This window comes from Streptomyces sp. NPDC045287, assembly GCF_056432325.1.
In genome coordinates this window covers 71,612-88,043 of the sequence record NZ_JBWKJG010000018.1, presented here as the reverse complement: position 1 = coordinate 88,043, position 16,432 = coordinate 71,612, and the positions used below count along the sequence as shown (strand labels likewise).

The window sequence follows — 16,432 nt, the reverse complement described above, 5'->3', positions numbered from 1 at the left end:
GCGCTGCGACGGGGCTCCCGCACCGCGCCGACGCCGGGCGGTGCGTCGCACCGGGCGGTCGCGCCTGGCCGCCCGCACGCCGGTGCGACACGCCACGGGCAGGAGCGGCCACCTGCGGGTGCCGCCCCTGCCCGTGAGGGTGGTGTGGTCAGCCCCTGCCGAGCAGCTCGTTCATCTTCTCGATCTCGGCCGTCTGAGAACTGATGATCTGCCCGGCCATCTCCTTGGCCGGCGCGTAGGACCCGTCAGCCTGTTCGGTCTTCGCCATGGCCACGGCGCCCTCGTGGTGCTCGATCATCATCTCCATGAAGGCGGTGTCGAACGCGGCACCCGACGCCTTCTCCAGCTTCTCCATGTCCTCGGCGGTCATCATGCCGCCGGCGCCGTGCACGGAGTGGTCCACGGCGCCTTCGGCAGGCACCTCCTCGCCCCAGGAGGCCAGCCAGCCGGACAGCGTCCTGATCTCCGGGTCCTGGGCCTTCTTGATGTCCGCGGCGAGCCTCTTCACCTCGGTCGACCGCGCCCGGTCGGGGGCCAGCTCGGCCATCTCGACGGCCTGGCGGTGGTGGGGGATCATCCCCTGGGCGAAGGCGACATCGGCGGCGTTGTGCCGGCCCTGCGACGCGGACGCCGAAGCGGTGGCGGAAGCCGACGTGCTGGTGTGCCCGTCGTGTCCGGCCGGGTCGTCGCCGCTGCCGCCGCAGGCCGCCAGAACGAGAGCGGCCATGCCGGCGGCGGCCACGGCGGCGCCGCGACGGACGAGGGAACGCTTACTGGTCATGGGGGTGCAACTCCTCTTCGCGCGCACGTTTGGGCGCGCGGAACACAGGTGGGTGTGAGAACAGGCGGAAGCGCGGCACCCGCCTCGGCCGGGGCGTGCGGGGGTGCCGTGCGGGCCGCTCTACACCCGCAGGAGTTGCAGCTCGGAAAGGTCGGGCGGCGCCCGTACCCGCACGGCTGACGCCGGGAGGGTCGACAGCCGGGCCGCCGTCGCAGCCGGGGCGTCGGGCAGGGCACCGGCCAGCGCGGGCGGCACGTACGCGGAGCCGACACCGGCCGCCGCACAGGTACCGTCCGCGTGCGCGAGGTGCCCGGTGCCTCCGTCGCCGTGCGAGCACGCTCCGGTCGCGTGCTCGGCGGCCGGAACGTGAGCCGTGGCCACGGCGTGCTCCGGCACGGGAGCCCCGCCCGGGGGCAGGGCGTGCATGCCCAGCACACCGGCCAGCACCGCCAGCACGAGCAGCGCGAACAGCCGCCCGACGGGGCGGCGGCTCGGTCGCATGCTGCCGGTCACAGCCGCCATCGTACGGGCACGCTGTTCACGGACGCTCCTGGCTCACCGCGCCGTTCGGGTCCGTGGTGCCGGCCCGGGGGTTCCGCCGGGCCGAAGACGGCGAGGGCTTCGCGGGCCGGCACCACTGTGCGACGGCTGGGGACGACATCGGCTACGAGACGCGGCTGGAGCGGGACCGTCTGGTCTTGATGGACCGCGATCTGGAAGTGGTGGGGACCACCTCGTAGGCGTTCCGCGCCGGCAGGACGGCGTTCGGTCTCACGCCCGTGCTTGCTTCGGCAGGGTGAGGACCTCCGCTCCGTCCTCGGTGATGGCGATCGTGTGCTCGCTGTGCGCCGTCCTGCAGCCGGTGGCGCTGCGGAGGGTCCAGCCGTCGGCGTCGGTGACGAGTCGGGCGGTGTCCGCCATCACCCATGGCTCCAGAGCCAGCAGCAGTCCGGGGCGCAGTGTGTAGCCGCGGCCGGGCCGTCCCGTGTTCGGGACGTGCGGATCCTGGTGCATCGTCGAGCCGATGCCGTGACCGCCGAACTCGGTGTTGATCGAGTACCCCGCTCGGGAGAGGACCGTGCCGATGGCGTGGGCGATGTCACCGATTCGCGCCCCGGGCCCGGCGACGGCGATCCCCGCGGCCAGCGCGCGTTCGGTCGCGCTGATCAGGGCGACGCTCTCCGCAGGTCTCGTGTCGCCCACGATGAAGCTGATGGCGGCGTCGGCGGCGACTCCGCCGAGGGAGACGGCAAGGTCGAGGGTCAGCAGGTCACCGTCGGCGAGCGAATAGTCGTACGGACGCCCGTGCAGGACCGCGTCGTTGACGGCGGTGCAGATGTAGTGGCCGAACGGGCCGCGCCCGAAGGACGGGGCGTAGTCGACGTAACAGGAGGTGGCTCCCGCCTCGACGATCATCTCCTTGGCCCACCGGTCGATGTCCAACAGGTTCGTGCCGACCGTGCTGCGGCTCTTCACCGTCTGCAGGATGTCGGCGACCAGGGCGCCGGTGTCCCTCGCCCGGGACAGCAGGGTGGGGTTCAGGATCTCGATCATGTGGCGTCCTTCTCGCGGGCCCAATAACTATACCGGCCTTACTGTACCGGTATAGAATTCGCGCCATGGTCAGGTTGCCGCTCACTCCCGAAGAGGTCGAACGCGGACAGCGGCTCGGCGCCCTCCTGCGCCGGGCCAGGGGAGAGCGTTCGATGCTCGACACCGCGCTCGCCGCAGGCATCTCGCCGGAGACTCTCCGGAAGATCGAGACAGGCCGTGTGGCCACCCCCGCCTTCCCGACCATCGCGGCGATCGCCGACGTCCTCGGCCTCTCCCTCGACGCGGTGTGGGCCGAGATCAGCGGAGCCGAACGCGCCGTCGGGCCCGCCGGCCCCACCCACCGCTCCCCGGAACGGCTGGCGTCCTGAGCGACGCCGCGGCGGCCCTGGGCAGGCGGGTCGGTGCCGGCGACCGCACGCCGTCACGGTTGTTCAAGGCCGACCTCGGCATGACGTTCCCGCAGTGGCGCACCCCACTGCGGCTCTTCCACGCCCTGGTGCTGCCCGCCGGGGACGCACCGGTGACGGTGGTGGCGCACCGGTGCGGTCGGTCCTCGGCGAGCGCGTTCATCGATGTCTTCCGCCGCGCCTTCGGCCACACCGGGCCGCGCCGGGGACCCGGCGCGGCCGGCGGGACGGCAACGGGCGGCGGCCCGCCGTCAGCCGGCGGGAGAGAGCGCCGCGTCGCGCTCCCGGATGGCCGGGTAGAGCACCTCGGTGATCCGCCGGTAGTCCTCCGGGAAATCGCACTCGGAGAACAGCAAGGAGCCCGGCAGCCGCGCGACACCGAGCCGGGACAGCCCGAAGAGGTACTGCCAGACCTCCTCGTGCTCGGACAGGCGACGGCTGTAGCCGTAGGCGGGCCGGGAAGGCGGGTCGCCGACCATCCACCGCGTCAGCTCCGCGCAGGGACGCACGTCCCCGGCGGCGAGGTGGATCATCCCGAGACTCTCCCCCAGCAGTTCCAGGCCGCGTGACACCTCGGGTCCGATCCCCTTGCCGATGAGCCTCGGCACGTGCTCGGACGCGCCGTAGACGCACACCTCCTCGGTGTCGCCGGTCACCCGGTCGACCGTGAAGAGGCGGGAGGCGTCGCAGCGGGCCAGCAACTGGGCGAGCAGGGCGCGTTCGTAGACCACGTCCGCGTCCGTGACCAGCGTGTCCACCCCCCTCGGACGGTGCCGCAGGACGGCGTCCAGGCCGGCCAACATGCTGACGCTGGACCCGGTGGGCGCGGACTCCCGCGGGAGGGCGACGAGCTCCACCCCCTCCCCCAGGCAGGGGGCGAACCGCTCCGCCGCGGGCTCGCCGACGACGACGAACACGCGCTGCGCCCCCGTCGCGAGGAACAGGTCGATCCCTCGGCTGAGGAACGTCGGCGAGTCCGGGTCCCCCGGGTCCAGCGGCAGCAGCGCCTTCGGCACCGGGGCGGCGTCCCCCATCCGGCGGTTCGCCCCGGCGGCCAGGACCACGACGGCCCGCGTCACGTGACCACCTCGCTCGGCCGCGCGGCCCGTGCCGTCGAGCACGCTTCCCAGAAGTCCTCGAGCCAGGTGAGGACGTCCTGCATGACGTGGTGGTTCTGGTTCGGGCGCAACGCGCCCAACTGGAAGAACATGACCCCCTCGGACGGCGGGCCGAGCACGGTGAGGCGCTCCTCGGTCCGGCCGTCGGCCCGGACCGGGTGGAAGCGCGGCGTGATGTCGAGCCCCCCGGGGGCGAAGGAGGAGCCGTCCGCCGCCGAGTTGCGCCACGGGCGCACGAGTCCACCGGCCATCAGGTTCCGGTACAGGGGCAGCACGTCCTTGTCCGGTGAGAAGGGGTGCACCCGTGCGTCGACCAGGGTGTCGACGTGGACGACCGACCCGGTGTGCGGGCCCTCGACGCGGAACCGGCCCGTCGACTCGTCCGGCTCGACGCGGGCCCCGGGGCCGGTGGCCACGTCCAGCAGCCCGTGCCGGATCAGCGCGCGCATCTTCTCCATCACTTCCAGCGCCGCCCCGTTGGCGAGCTTGTTGTGGTGCCGCATGTACCGGTCGAGGAAGACGCGGTGCGAATCCGGGGTGAGCCCGGCTCCGTCCACGGCATGGGCGAGAACGCCCCGCAGGTCGCGCCAGACTCCGTCGGCGGCGGCCTTGTGCGGGTTGTCGAGGTTGCCCTGCGCCGCCCACGCGTGGTCGCGCGCCATGAAGTCCAGCAGCGCCTCCCGGTACGCCTCCCGATCCGGGTGGCCGTCGGCCGGCAGCGGGTGAACGGTCCGCTCCCAGTCGAAGACGTTGCCGTGCGGGCTCGTCTCCAGGTGCCAGGGCGAGGTCCGGCCCCGAAGGAGCCCGGCGAGCGCCCCCGGGTCCGCGTAGCGGTCCGCCGCGAGCGCGGCCACGTCGGCGCCGTGGACGACGTGGATCCAGCGCAGCACCGTCTCCCGCAGTGGCCACCCGCGGGCCCGTACGGCCGCCGGCCCGGCCGCCAGCACCGCGTCCAGGCCGTCGGCGATCTCCGCCACGGCGGCGCGCACCGGCGCGAGCAGGGCGTCGGCGCCGCCCTCCACCGCCCCGTCGAGGAAACGCCGCCACCGCGGCTCGGCACGGGACGCGACGAACGCGGCGGCCCCCGGGCCGAACAGCGTGGCGTAGTGCACGTGGGCCATCTCCAGGATCACCACCGGCAGCACGTGGTCCTCGAAGTCGAGCTGCCGCCGCCCCGTGCCGCCGGGCCCCGCGGGGCTGCCGACCGCGGCGCGGAGCCGGTCGACGGCCTCCTCCGTGAGGAAGACCCCGCGGTGTTCGAGGCGCTCGGGGTCCCGCTCCTTGTGGTTGTGCGGCCGGGCGTAGGTGAACAGGCCGGTGTCGCTGAAGGCGACGATGCGCCGGGGTTCCTGCCCGCTGGGCCGGTACCGCAGCTCCCCGTCACCGTCCGGCGCGAAGATGCCGCCGCGGCCCTCGGTGAGGTACAGGATCTCGTCGATCGCGGTCAGCCCGAGCCCCGCGCAGCCCACCACGGTGTCCGGCCCCGAGACGGACTGCGGCAGCATGACGTCGAGCGGGTAGGCGTACGGCACGTACACGGCGTCGCCGCGCTCGGCGAAGCGCGCCAGCCGCTCGGTACGCGCGCTGCTGTCCGCCCGGTTGTGGGAGTGGCCGGTCAGCAGCAGGACGTGGTCGGCGGGGCGGCTGCTGCCGTCGGCGGCCAGTACCACCAGGCCGCCGTGCTCCTCCCGCACGTCGACGACCTCGACGGCGTGCAGTTCGACCGTCACGCCCGGGTGGGCGCGCAGCTCGGCGACGTACGCCTCGAACATCTCCTTGAGCGCGAGGCCGTGCACGTAGCGCTTCGGCCAGTCCTCCGGGCGCAGGTCGAAGTCGGGGTCGCCGGTGGCCTCGAACCGGCGCCGGCACCATTCGTACAGGGTGGGACGGGCCTCCCGGGCGCGCAGCGGATGCGCGCCCCGCACGCTTTCGTCGGCGGCGAAGCCTACCTGGCCCGTGATGCGGTTGAGGAAACTGGTGACGGGCTGGGACCAACTGTGGACGCGTCCCGCCCCGAACTCGCCGCTGCGTTCGTAGAGGTGGACCTCCAGGCGTTCGCCGGGGCCCAGTCGGCCGACGGTCATGGAGAGCCGTTCCATGCAGTAGGTGGCGCTGGGTCCGCCGCCGACGACGGCGAGGCGGAACGGTCCGCCGGCTCCGGGGCCGGTGGCCGGGGCGCGGGCTTCGGTCGCTTCAGGAGGGAACAACGTCGCCTGCCTCGATGATCTTCGAGGTGATGGCCGAGGCACGTCCGACGCAGATGCGCGCCATCCGCTCCCGGTGCTGGGCGTACTTCCGCTCCCACGCCTCGGGGTCCCGCAGGTAGATGCTCTTGTTGTAGCGCTCCAGGAAATCCTCGACGAGCCCCTCCAGCCGGTCCGGCGCGATGGTGGCCAGCCGCAGCGTGGAGCGGGCGGTGTCGATGTGGAGGGCGCCCTCGTAGCTGATCGTCCCGTTGCTCACCGCGCGTTCGAACAGTTCCGAGCCGGGGATGGCCTGCGCGATGAAGACGTTGATGGAGTTGAAGGGCAGCGACTCGACGTACCGGAACCCCTCCTCGATCTGCTCCTCGGTCTCCCCGGGCATGCCCACCACGAGGGTGCCGTGCATGAGGACGCCGAGCTTTTGCAGGTGGTGCATGAGGTCGGGGACCCGCGTGAGGTCCACGGGTTTGCGGTGCTGCTGCTTCAGGGTCTCCGCGCTGCCGCTGTCGAGGGACAGGGTGATCTGGTACAGGCCGGACGCGACCATGGCGTCCACCAGGGGCGGGCTGAGCGTGTTGACCATGATCCCGTTGGGCGTGCACCAGGGCAGCTTCAGCGGGGTCATCCGCTGGAACAGCTCCATGGCGCGCTTCTTGTCGAACGTGAGGTTGTCGTCCGCGAATTGGATCTCGTCGATGCCGTACTCGTCCTTGTAGTACTGCATCTCGGCGATCACGTTGTCGACGGAGCGGGCGACGTACGCCTTGGAGAAGTTGGTGCTGGAGCAGAACGTGCACCCCACGGGGCAGCCGCGGGACGTGTAGATCTGCATCACCCGATGGCCCCGCGGGTAGGGCGAGAACGGCACGTTGTGTTCGAAGTACCGCTCCAACGGGACCTTGTGGTACGCCGGGAAGGGCAGGGCGTCGAGGTCGGTGATCCGGGCGAGCTGCGGGTTGGCGAACACCTCGCCGTCGTGCCAGCCGGCCAGGCCGTCGGCGTTGCGGTCGTAGCGCCCCTCCTGGAGGTGGCGCAGGAACGGGCCGAGCCGGATCTCGCCCTCGCCGCGCAGGACGAAGTCGATGGTCGGCACCCCGTCGACGACGGCGTCCCGCAGGAAGCGCTTGGTGTAGATGCTGGCGTGCAGGCCGCCGGCGATGACGACGGTCCCGGGGCGCACCTCCTTGACGATCTGCGCGTACCGGTAGAGGTTCTGCAGGTCGGAGGAGTAGATCATGGTGAAGCCGACGACGTCGTAGTCGTGCTCGGCGATGTACGCGCGGAAGCGTTCCTCGGACATGCCGAGCCGCCAGACGCCCTCGGTGACCGGCACCTCCTCGTCGACGCCCTCGACGATGCAGTCGAGGATGTCGACGTCGATGCCGTCCCGTTCCAGGGCCGCCGCGACGTAGCACAGGCCCAGCGGCGGGATGACGCGTTTGACCGCGCCTTCGTACAGGCACATCGGCGGTTGGACCAGGAGCGTGCGGGGGAAGGTGCCGGTGGGCGGACGGAAGTCGACCAGTGAGGGGGCCTTGTGGGGCCGCTTCACACGGGCCGTCTCGTCCTTCTCCGCCAGGTAGAGGCGCAATTCGCTGTCGTGCGGCAGGTTCTCGTCGAGTTTGTTCTGTTTGACGCGCAGGTCGCGCTCGGGTCGGCGGTCGTCTCCGCTGCCGCTCATCGGCTGGTTCCTCCCTGTTCGAAAGTGCTGGCGACGGCCGGTGTGCGGGCCAGCGCGTCCAGGAATCCCGTGATGTCCTCCGTGGTGAGTGCGCCCAGCGTCGAGAGCCGGAAGTGCCCTTCGGCGAGGGGGCCCTGGGCCGCGTAGATGACGTAGCCGGCCGCCTTCAGCGGGGCGTGCAACGCGTCGTAGGACACTCCTGGGGGCAGTCGGACGACGGTGAGGCCGACCGCCCTGTGCTCGGGTGGCAGCAGGAGGGTGAACCCGAGGCGTTCGAGCCCGTCCCGCAGGAGGCGGACGAGCGCGCGGTACCGGTCGCGCCGGGCCGGGACCCCTTCGCGCAGGGCCAGTCGGAGGGCCGTGTCGAAGGCGTAGAAGGTGGGCACCGCCGGGGTGAAGGCGGGTGCTCCGGACGTCTCCTGCGCGGTGAAGTGACGCGCCAGGTCCAGGTAGTACGAGCGCCGGGGGTGCCCGGCGAGGGCGGCGAAGGCGGCGCGCCGGCCGGTGACGAAGGCGAGGCCGGGCATGCCCTCCAGGCACTTGTTGGCGGAGCCGGCGAGCCAGTCGATCCCGTCCCTGACCAGGTCGATGTCCTCGGCGCCGACGCTGCTGACGGCGTCGACGACCACTTCGCGGCCGTGCCGGTGGGCGACGCGGGTGACGGCGGCGAGGTCGTTGAGCATGCCGGTGCTGGTCTCGTGGTGCACCACGGCGACGTGGCTCAGTCCGGGGTCCGCGGCCAGCGCCCGGTCGACGGCGTCCAGGTCGAGGGGGACGGTCCAGCCGAAGTCCAGGCGGTGGCTGCGCAGGCCGTGGGCGACGGCGATGTCGTGCATGCGGCGGCCGTAATGCCCGTTGTCGAGGGTGAGGAGGGCGCCGTCGGCCGGCACCACCGAGGTGAGGGCCGCCTCGACGGCGGAGGTTCCCGAACCGGTGAGGATCAGCGCGGTGTGCTCGTCGCCTCCGCCGCAGATCCGCGTGACGCGGTCCCGTACCCGGCTCATCAACTCCGTGAACTCCGGTTCGCGGTGGCACAGGTCGGGGCCGCCGAGCGCCGCCCGGACCCGCTCGTCGGCGACGACCGGTCCGGGGTTCATGAGCACCGTGCGCCGCGGCGCGGCGGTGGTCTCGCCGGGGCCGTCCAGCGGCTCGGGGGCGGGTGCCGCCTGCCGCCGGCCGGTCCGCTGGGGCGCCGTCATGAACGGACCTCCTTCTGGAAGCGTGCGGCCGAGTCGGGCGGGGCCAGCGCGGGGCGGCCCAGCGCGGGGTCGGAGCCGGGCGCGATACGGACCCTGACCATCGCGGGTCCGGCCGCCGCGGCCGTGCCGACGGCCCGGTCCAGGCCGTCCGCGGTGGAGACGTCCCGGGCGTACCGGTAGCCGCACGCGAGGGCGACGGCCGTCAGGTCCACACCGGGCGAGGCCGTGGGCTGCGCGCCCGTCGACTCGTAGGCGGCGTTGTCGAGGACGACGTGCAGCAGGTTGGCGGGCGCGTGGTGGCCAATGCCGACGACGGCCTCCAGGCGCATCAGCGCGGCGCCGTCGCCGTCCAGGACCGCGACCGGGCGGCCGGGGGCGTGCAGCGCGACACCGAGCGCCACGCTGGAGGCGCAGCCCATGGAGCCGACGACGTACAGGTTGCCGGGGCGGTCCCGGTCGCGTTCGAGTTCCCGCGCGGTCTTGCCGGTGGTGGCGACCACCAGGGTCCGCGGGTCGAGCGCCCGCATGATCCGGTCGATGGCTTCGGCCCGCAGCATGAGTCCGGGGTCGGTCGCGGGGGCGGGGGCGCCGCCGTAACGGCCGATGGCGCCCTTCGGCACGACGAAGGCGAACGGCAGTCCGGTGTCCCGCATGTGCGCCGCGGCCACGGCGAGCCGCTCGTCGAGGTCGGCCACGCGCGCGGGGAACGGCTCGTTGCGGACCTCCATCGCATCGAGGAGGGCCGGGGTGATGCGGCCCATCAGCTCGTGCTGCGGCTCGTCGGGGCGGCCGGGCTCGCCGCGCCAGGTCACGAGCAGCAGGACGGGGATGCGCAGGGTGTGCAGCAGGGAGGTGACGGGGTTGACCGTGTTGCCGAGTCCCGAGTTCTGCAGGATCACCACGGGGGTGCGGCCGGCGAGACGGGCCCCGGCCGCGACGGCCACGGCCTCGCCCTCGTTGCTGGCGATGAGGTAGGAGTCGGGCGCCTCCTGCTGGAGGCAGCTGATGACGGGGCCGAGGAACGAGCAGGGGACACCGGTGAACGGGCCGAATCCCGCCTGACGGAAGGCCCGTACGACGGCGGCGGGGTCCAGCCCGGTCGCGGGGGGCGCGGGCGGGGCGGGGGTGGGCTGAGGGCTCACGCGTCCGCTCCGGCGGTGGTGGAGCCGGCGCGGGCGGCGGTGACGTCGACCGCGGTCCAGCCGGTGTCGGCCAGGTCGCCGATGAGCGCGTGCAGGGCCGTGTCCGGTTGCCCGTCGGCGATGCGCTTGCCCGCGACCTCGCGCAGGGCGCTGTAGGCCGGGCCGGACAGGGCGGCGAGCGAGTCGCCTGCCGTGGCGATGTCCGCGGACTCCGTCAGGAGCCGGTGCAGCGTGCCGTCCTCGGGGGGCTCCGTCCCGCCCACCACCACGACCCGGCAGTGGTCGCCCGGATCGGTGGCGGCGACGGCCTCGGCGTCGTGGCCCGCCGTGCCGACCGGGATGAGGACCGTCTGCACCCCCCGCGCGCGCAGGGCGCCCACCCGGCCGTCGACGGCGGGACGCACGTCGGGCGGCCCCGGGGGCGCGGGCAGGACGACCGCCGCGTGCGGGGCGGCCGGCGCGGGGACGAAGCGGGCCTCGCTCTCCTTGATCCGGTCCATGCCCTGGAGGTCGAAGACCGTGGCGAGGGGAGCGATGCGGGCCTCGATGCCGGTGGTGCGGCCCTCGTCCAGGATGGCCTCGAAGACCTCGCTGACCGCGGTGATGCCCGCGCGCAGCCCGTGGTTGGCGTAGATGACGAGCTTCGCACCGGCCTCGGCCAGCTCGTCGAAGGTGATGGTGTGATAGGTGGTCGGGACCACCACGACGGGAAGCTGCCCGCTCCACCGGTCGAGGAACTCCAGGACCGGCTCCGGGGAGGACCCTTTGGCGTGGATCAGGATCGCGTCCGCGCCGGCCGCCGCGTACGCGTCCGCCCTCGTCAGCGCCTCGTCCATGCCCCAGCCCGCGATCAGCGCCTCGGTCCGGGCGATCACCATCAGGTTCGGATCGCGCTGCGCGGCCTTGGCCGCGGCCACCTTCGCGGCGAACACCTCGACGGACTCCAGTACCTGGCGGCCCGGGATGAAGCTGTTGACCTTGGGGAACCGCTTGTCCTCGATGCAGACCGCGGCGACTCCGGCCGCCTCGTACCGTCTGATCATGTGCATGACATTAAGGGCGTTGCCGTAGCCGGCGTCGCAGTCGGCGACGACCGGGATGTCCACCGCGGCGGCCATCGAGCCGGCCACGGCCAGCAGGTCCGTCATGGTCATCAGGTCGGTGTCCGGGAGCCCCTGGGAGGCGGACACCTCCAGCCCGCTGGACCACACGCCGTCGAATCCCGCGCGCTCGGCCAGTCGCGCGCCGAGCGGGTTGTGGGCGCCCACGATGCGCAGCGCCCCGGGTCGCGCAAAGAGTTCCCTGAGTCGCGCGGATTGCTTCCGTGCGACTCCCCCGGTCAGATTCGGCGAGGCGGTGGAGGTTTCCTCGAATATCTCATCCATCGCGATCTCTAAGTCGTTCCCGGCCATGCTCACGCGAACCCCCGAAGGTCAAGTTCAGCAATAATCGACACACGCCTCGATAAAGGATTCAGGGCACTACTGCGGAGTGGAAGGGACTATATCATCGAGCCTTTCTTTGCGGCCAGTGTTTTCTCACCGTGCACCATCGATTCACCTTCTCGACGTCACCGCGGGATACAGGCATGTTCGACGAATTCAGACACATCACCGCAGGTCAAATGGGGTTCATCTGGTCGAGCCGGCGCCTGGTTCGACAGTTGGTACGCGCGAACCGCATCGAGCAGGGCGACGGAGAGGAATCACAGAAACTTTCGGGTCATAAAAACGGCCCCGGGGGCTTGCCACTCCGCCGGAAGAGTGCCTAAGCGGCTCATCCCGCGGTTTTCGAAACGGGTGGTTGCGCGGCGACCACCGTGCGTGGGATGCCCCTCGGCCACTCTTCGAAGGGAGCCAGCAGAAAAGTAGGGTCCGCGCCGATCCGGGCGCCGTGCAGGATCACACATTCCGCTCCTTTCCGGGAGTGTTCGAGTGCGGCCGTCAGCTTCCCCGCCATCCCACCGGTGGTGTCCCATCGCGGGGCCTCCCACAGGGCCCGCAGCCCGGCGTCGGCCCCGTCCGGGGTGAGGCGCGGGATCACGGTCTCCCCGTCCATCACCCCGTCCACGTCGGTCAGCATCACGATGCGGGTGGCGCCGGGTGCGAGGGCGGCCAGAGCGCCCGGCACCAGGTCGCTGCCCACCACGTGGAGGCGGCCCGAGCGGTCCGGCAGGCAGTCTCCGCTGAGCACGGGCAGCACCCCGGCGGCGAGCAGCCGCGCGACCGCCTCCCCGGAGAGCCGGGCGTCACCCTCCGGCCCCAGTACCGCGGCAGCCGCGAACTGGACCGGGAAAGCGGCCACGCCCGCCTCCCGCAGCGCCACCGTCCACGCCCAGCGCAGTTCGGCGTTGGCGCCGGTCAGCGCCAGCGCCGCGAACGGCTCCGAGGGGTCCAGACCGCGGACGGCACCGTGTCCGTACGCTCCGCCGCCGGACACCAGCACCACGCGTCCCGGCGCGGCCCGGTGCAGGGCCGCGGCGATCCGCGCGTAGCGGCGCACCGCCGCCGGGTCCAGGTGCCGGTCGAGCCGCTTGTCGGAGAAGAGGCTGCCGCCGATCTTCAGTACCAGCAGGTCAGCCGTGTGCATGAGTCACCCCCTGTCTCTCGGCGGCCCGGCGCCGGTGGCGCCGCTCGTGTTCCCGGACCTGCTCGGCGAAGGTGTCGAGCAGCGGCCGGCTGCCGGGCTCGCCGGCCAGGTTCCGCAACTCGCCCTGGTCGACGGTCCGGTCGAACAACAGCGGTGGCAGCGCGGGGAAGTGGACGTAGGTGTGGGACGCGCTGCGCAGGACGGTCAGCCGGCAGGCGTCGGGCTCCGCGCGGGCGGCCCACGGCCAGCTGTCCCGCAGGGCCGCGCGGAAGTGGAACTCGCCCACGGCGTGCTGCCGGAACCAGCCGTCGGGTGTGCCGTGCAGGAACGGGAGCAGCGACCGGCCGCACGCCCCGGGCAGGCTGGGCAACCCGGCCCACTCCAGCACCGTGGGCACCAGGTCGACGGACTCGGTGAACCGGTCCGTGCGCCGCGGCCCGTCCGGTGCCGCGGGGGCTCCGGGGACGGCGATGATCAGCGGCACCCGGTAGGCGCCGGCGGCGAACCCGCCGGTGCCCAGGGTCCAGTGGTCGCCCAGGGCGTCGCCGTGATCGGCGGTGAAGACGACGAGGGTCTCCTCGGCCTGACCGGTCCGGCGCAGCGCGGCGAGGACACGGCCGACGTGGTGGTCCACCTCGGTGAGCAGCCCCAGGTACACGGCACGGCCGCGCGCCACGGCGGTGTCGGTGAGCCGGTCCGGCGCGGTGTCGAGACCCGGCCGGCCGATCCACCGCCGCAGGAAGGGGTGGACGGCGCCCTGCGCCTCCCGGGTGGGCAGCCGCCGCGGTGCCGCCATCGCGGCCGACTCGTACATCGTGTCGTACGGGGGCGGTGCCACCCAGGGCGGATGCGGGCGCAGGAAGGTGCTGACGATGAGCCAGGGTTCGTCGCGGTGCTCGGTCAGGCAGTCGATGGTGCGGTTCGCCACGTACGCGGTGTCGCTGAGCTCCGCGTCGTAGCGCGCCCGGTGCGCGGTCCCCTCGACGGGACGGAAGACGTCCATCGGGCGCCGCGGGACGGGGTGCCCGGCGGCGCGCAGCGTCTCCAGCCAGCCGCGCAGTCCGGGGTCGTTCAGGTTGAAGCGGGTGTGCCAGGAGAAGCCGGGCGGGACCCCTTCCACCCCGTCGTGGCCGTCCTCGTAGACGCTGTCCGTGTAGCCCACGACGTGGCACGGGATGCGGGCGGTGGCCGGCGTGGGCAGCGCGGGGTCCAGCGGCGCGGAGTTGGAGACGACCCCGTGCTCGGCCTGGTGGAGGCCGGTGAGCAGGGAGGCCCGGGCGGGACCGCAGGGCGCGCAGACGGAGTAGTGCTGCTCGAAGAGGGCTCCGCGGGCGGCGAGTTCGTCGAGGTGCGGGGTGGGCGCCACCGGGTTCCCGTACGCGCCGAGGGCGTCGGCGCGCAGTTGGTCCGCGACGATCAGGAGGATCTTGCGGCCGCGCCCTAAGCGACCGCTCTCCGGACGGCCGCGCACCGGCGCCGCACCGGCCCGCGGCGAGGGGGGCACCGAGGTGCCCTCCCTCCTCAGGGCCACAGCAGTTCCCGCCGCCAGGCGCCCCGGGCCGTGTCCGCGTCCCTGCGGTACCGCACGCGGTGGTGGACGCGGTCCGTGCTCGCCTCCCAGAACTCCACCTCGGTGGGGGTGATCGCATAGAGCGTCCAACTCGGCGGGCACGGCACCTGGTCCGGGTAGAGCGCGTCGAGGCGCTCGAACTCGCCGTACGCGGTGTGACGGTCCGGCAGCGGGCCGGGCCGGTGCAGGTGGGCGGAGAGCCGGGAACCGCGGCCTCGCTCGGCGAAGTCACGCTCGGAGGCGTCCCGGTCCAGGCCGGAAGCCGTCCCCGTGATCCGCACCTGCCGACCGGTGACGGGCCAGTAGAAGTGGGCGGCGACGTGCGGGTTCGACGCGATTTCGATTCCCTTGCGACTGTCGGCAGGGGTGGCGAAGAACAACCGGTCGGTGTCGATGTCCTTCACCAGCAGGACCCGGCTCGACGGAATTCCCTCGGCATTGACCGTGCACAGGCTCATCGCGTGGGGTTCCGGCTGTCCGGCCGCATGCGCCGCGAGGATCCACTCGGCCACCCTCGGCACGGGATTCTCGGGAAGCTCGGATTCCTTGAAATCAACCGGTCCGACGTCCGCGAAGACGGAAATCCTTCTGAGTCTGTCCCGCATTGCTTCGGTCATGCTTCGGGTTCCTGCCCCTTGGTGCGGGCCGTACCGGAGACGCTCCGGACGGCGGTTGCTTTTCGGGAGGGTAACTGATTCTCCGGGCGTACCGCTCCGTCGAAATATTTCGAACCACGGTTCCCGTAATACGGCGTTTACGGAACGCCGCGCGCGGGGGCGCGCCCGCGCTCCGCCGCCGGGGGGTGCACGGCGGCGAGGGCCCGGCAGGTCTCGGCGGCCGCGGCCCGCCCCTCGGCGGCCATCGTGTCGGCCTGGCGCAGGTGGAACCGGCGCACGGCCTCCCGCAGGTCGGCGAGGCTCATCCGTCCCGCGTCGAGCGCGGCCGTCGCCGCGCCGAGGAACCCGTCCAGGTCGACCAGGAGCATGAGGCTGTAGAAGTCGTCGCCCAGCCGCTCCCGGCTCGCCGACCCCGAGGTCGACCGGGGGATGCGGTAGCCCGCCGTCACATCCGGCAGGAACCCCAGCCCGTCGCCGCCGGCGAGCAGGCGGAACCAGGCGTGGGCGTCCTCGGAGACCGCGGTGTGCGGGAACGGGTGGCGCAGCGCCAGGCCGGTGCGCACGGCGACCGTGCTGGTGAGGGTGGCGTAGCCGGTGGCGGTGCCGATGGGCAGCCAGGCGTCGGGACCCTGCACCGGGCCGGCTTCCAGGGCCTCCAGGATCTCCCGCACCGACGGCGTGACCTCGTCCCGCGGTACCGGCTTGTCGTGCTCGTCGATGACCTCGAACGCGGAGTAGAGGAAGTCGGTCCGCGGCTCCTCGGCGAACCGGCGCCGGGTGCGGTCGAGCCGTTCCGGGTCGGCCAGGTCGTCGGAGTCCTGGAACAGGACGAACGGCGCCTCCCGGGCCGCCGCCCAGCGCACCCCCTCGTTGCGGGCGCTTCCCGGGCCGCCGTTGTGGTCCTGCCGCAGGACGTGCAGACGCTCCGGATCGAGCGCGGCGATCCCCGCCAGTCGGTCGTCGGCACCGGGGTCCGGGGACGCGTCGTCCACGATCACCGCCCGCCAGCCGGCATCCGACTGCGCCAACAGGCTGCGTACGGTCCGGTCGAGATAGTCCCAGGCCAGAGGCGTGTCCCCGTAGTGCGGAACCACGAACACGGGCGAGTTGGCCAACGGATCCAAGGGGGTCTCCTCACATCCTGAGCGAACCGGCTCTGCCGCCGGGCGGGCACGGCCGGGCGGTACGGCGGGGCGGCGAATTCCGACGCGGTACGGTGCCGCAGCCCGTGGCCCGCGTCCACCGGTACCGAGTTCCGAACCGGAACGCCGAACACTCCACACCGCAACCGCACCCCGAACAGCGAAGTGCGCTTTCCTGAATAAGGGCGGACGCCCCGTCCGGCGGCCCGGATGGAGAGCGGTTTCAAGACTCTCCGAGCGCGCACGAGATTGTCAAGGACTGTAAGAAACGGGCTCTGGCGGCCCCATTCTCCCGTCGATAGCGTCTTGCGCCCGGCAGGAGCCGCCTGCATATAATGCGCTGCCGCCTTGAGGTGTGCCGCTTTTCTACGTCCGCGTCTGCACCGAAGTGCCGGTAGTAGCGGCTGAGCTGCTTTTTCACATCTCGC

At 72.6% G+C, this 16,432-nt stretch carries 14 protein-coding genes and 1 pseudogene; 2 read left to right on the top strand and 13 right to left on the bottom strand.

Going from position 1 to position 16,432, the window contains the following annotated elements:
• Positions 1-148: 148 nt before the first annotated feature.
• The 3 genes from AC07D6_RS26625 to map all read right to left on the bottom strand — a co-directional run bounded on the left by AC07D6_RS26625 (position 149) and on the right by map (position 2,335).
• On the bottom strand, positions 149-781 hold the full coding sequence (locus tag AC07D6_RS26625) for a DUF305 domain-containing protein (protein ID WP_479048415.1): 633 nt from the start codon (positions 779-781) through the stop codon (positions 149-151).
• 120 nt (positions 782-901) lie between these two features.
• Complete coding sequence (locus tag AC07D6_RS26620) at positions 902-1,294, bottom strand: DUF6153 family protein (protein ID WP_479048413.1); 393 nt, start codon at positions 1,292-1,294, stop codon at positions 902-904.
• A gap of 258 nt (positions 1,295-1,552) precedes the next feature.
• Entirely contained in the window at positions 1,553-2,335 is a 783-nt protein-coding gene (gene map / locus AC07D6_RS26615) for a type I methionyl aminopeptidase (RefSeq protein WP_479048410.1), read from the bottom strand.
• Positions 2,336-2,400: 65 nt separating this feature from the next.
• Between map and AC07D6_RS26610 the strand changes: the two genes are divergently transcribed.
• A complete protein-coding gene (locus tag AC07D6_RS26610) occupies positions 2,401-2,703 on the top strand; it encodes a helix-turn-helix domain-containing protein (RefSeq protein ID WP_315877489.1) in 303 nt (100 codons plus the stop codon).
• An 11-nt stretch (positions 2,704-2,714) separates the two neighbouring features.
• Positions 2,715-2,957: pseudogene (locus AC07D6_RS26605) on the top strand (helix-turn-helix domain-containing protein); the annotation flags it as partial.
• A 36-nt stretch (positions 2,958-2,993) separates the two neighbouring features.
• On the opposite strand, the gene AC07D6_RS26600 reads toward AC07D6_RS26605, so the two are convergent.
• From AC07D6_RS26600 to AC07D6_RS26555, 10 genes are all read right to left on the bottom strand, one after another.
• Positions 2,994-3,821, bottom strand: coding sequence for an Sden_1164 family protein (locus AC07D6_RS26600; protein ID WP_315877490.1), 828 nt, complete (start codon positions 3,819-3,821; stop codon positions 2,994-2,996).
• Positions 3,818-6,067, bottom strand: a complete 2,250-nt coding sequence (locus AC07D6_RS26595) for an FAD/NAD(P)-binding protein (RefSeq protein WP_479048408.1) — start codon at positions 6,065-6,067, stop codon at positions 3,818-3,820. The genes AC07D6_RS26600 and AC07D6_RS26595 overlap by 4 nt, the downstream gene beginning before the upstream one ends.
• Positions 6,054-7,745 carry an Sden_1168 family B12-binding radical SAM P-methyltransferase gene (locus AC07D6_RS26590; protein ID WP_479048406.1) on the bottom strand — a complete coding sequence of 564 codons (1,692 nt, stop codon included), beginning with the start codon at positions 7,743-7,745 and terminating at the stop codon, positions 6,054-6,056. The genes AC07D6_RS26595 and AC07D6_RS26590 overlap by 14 nt, the downstream gene beginning before the upstream one ends.
• A complete protein-coding gene (locus tag AC07D6_RS26585; protein ID WP_479048403.1) occupies positions 7,742-8,944 on the bottom strand; it encodes a pyridoxal-phosphate-dependent aminotransferase family protein in 1,203 nt (400 codons plus the stop codon). Before AC07D6_RS26585 ends, AC07D6_RS26590 begins: the two co-directional genes overlap by 4 nt.
• Complete coding sequence (gene aepY, locus AC07D6_RS26580; protein ID WP_479048401.1) at positions 8,941-10,086, bottom strand: phosphonopyruvate decarboxylase; 1,146 nt, start codon at positions 10,084-10,086, stop codon at positions 8,941-8,943. The genes AC07D6_RS26585 and aepY overlap by 4 nt, the downstream gene beginning before the upstream one ends.
• On the bottom strand, positions 10,083-11,471 hold the full coding sequence (locus AC07D6_RS26575) for an isocitrate lyase/phosphoenolpyruvate mutase family protein (RefSeq protein WP_479048400.1): 1,389 nt from the start codon (positions 11,469-11,471) through the stop codon (positions 10,083-10,085). The genes aepY and AC07D6_RS26575 overlap by 4 nt, the downstream gene beginning before the upstream one ends.
• A gap of 391 nt (positions 11,472-11,862) precedes the next feature.
• Positions 11,863-12,675, bottom strand: a complete 813-nt coding sequence (locus tag AC07D6_RS26570; RefSeq protein WP_479048398.1) for an amino acid kinase family protein — start codon at positions 12,673-12,675, stop codon at positions 11,863-11,865.
• Positions 12,662-14,179 (bottom strand): sulfatase-like hydrolase/transferase, encoded by a 1,518-nt coding sequence (locus tag AC07D6_RS26565; protein WP_479048396.1) that lies wholly within the window; start codon positions 14,177-14,179, stop codon positions 12,662-12,664. Before AC07D6_RS26565 ends, AC07D6_RS26570 begins: the two co-directional genes overlap by 14 nt.
• A 17-nt stretch (positions 14,180-14,196) precedes the next feature.
• The gene (locus tag AC07D6_RS26560) at positions 14,197-14,850 is read right to left on the bottom strand and encodes a pyridoxine/pyridoxamine 5'-phosphate oxidase (protein ID WP_479048551.1); all 654 of its coding nucleotides are present in this window, start codon (positions 14,848-14,850) and stop codon (positions 14,197-14,199) included.
• Positions 14,851-14,999: 149 nt separating this feature from the next.
• Positions 15,000-15,986: a glycosyltransferase family 2 protein gene (locus AC07D6_RS26555; RefSeq protein WP_315877499.1), complete on the bottom strand. Its 987-nt coding sequence runs from the start codon at positions 15,984-15,986 to the stop codon at positions 15,000-15,002.
• Positions 15,987-16,432 lie beyond the last annotated feature (446 nt).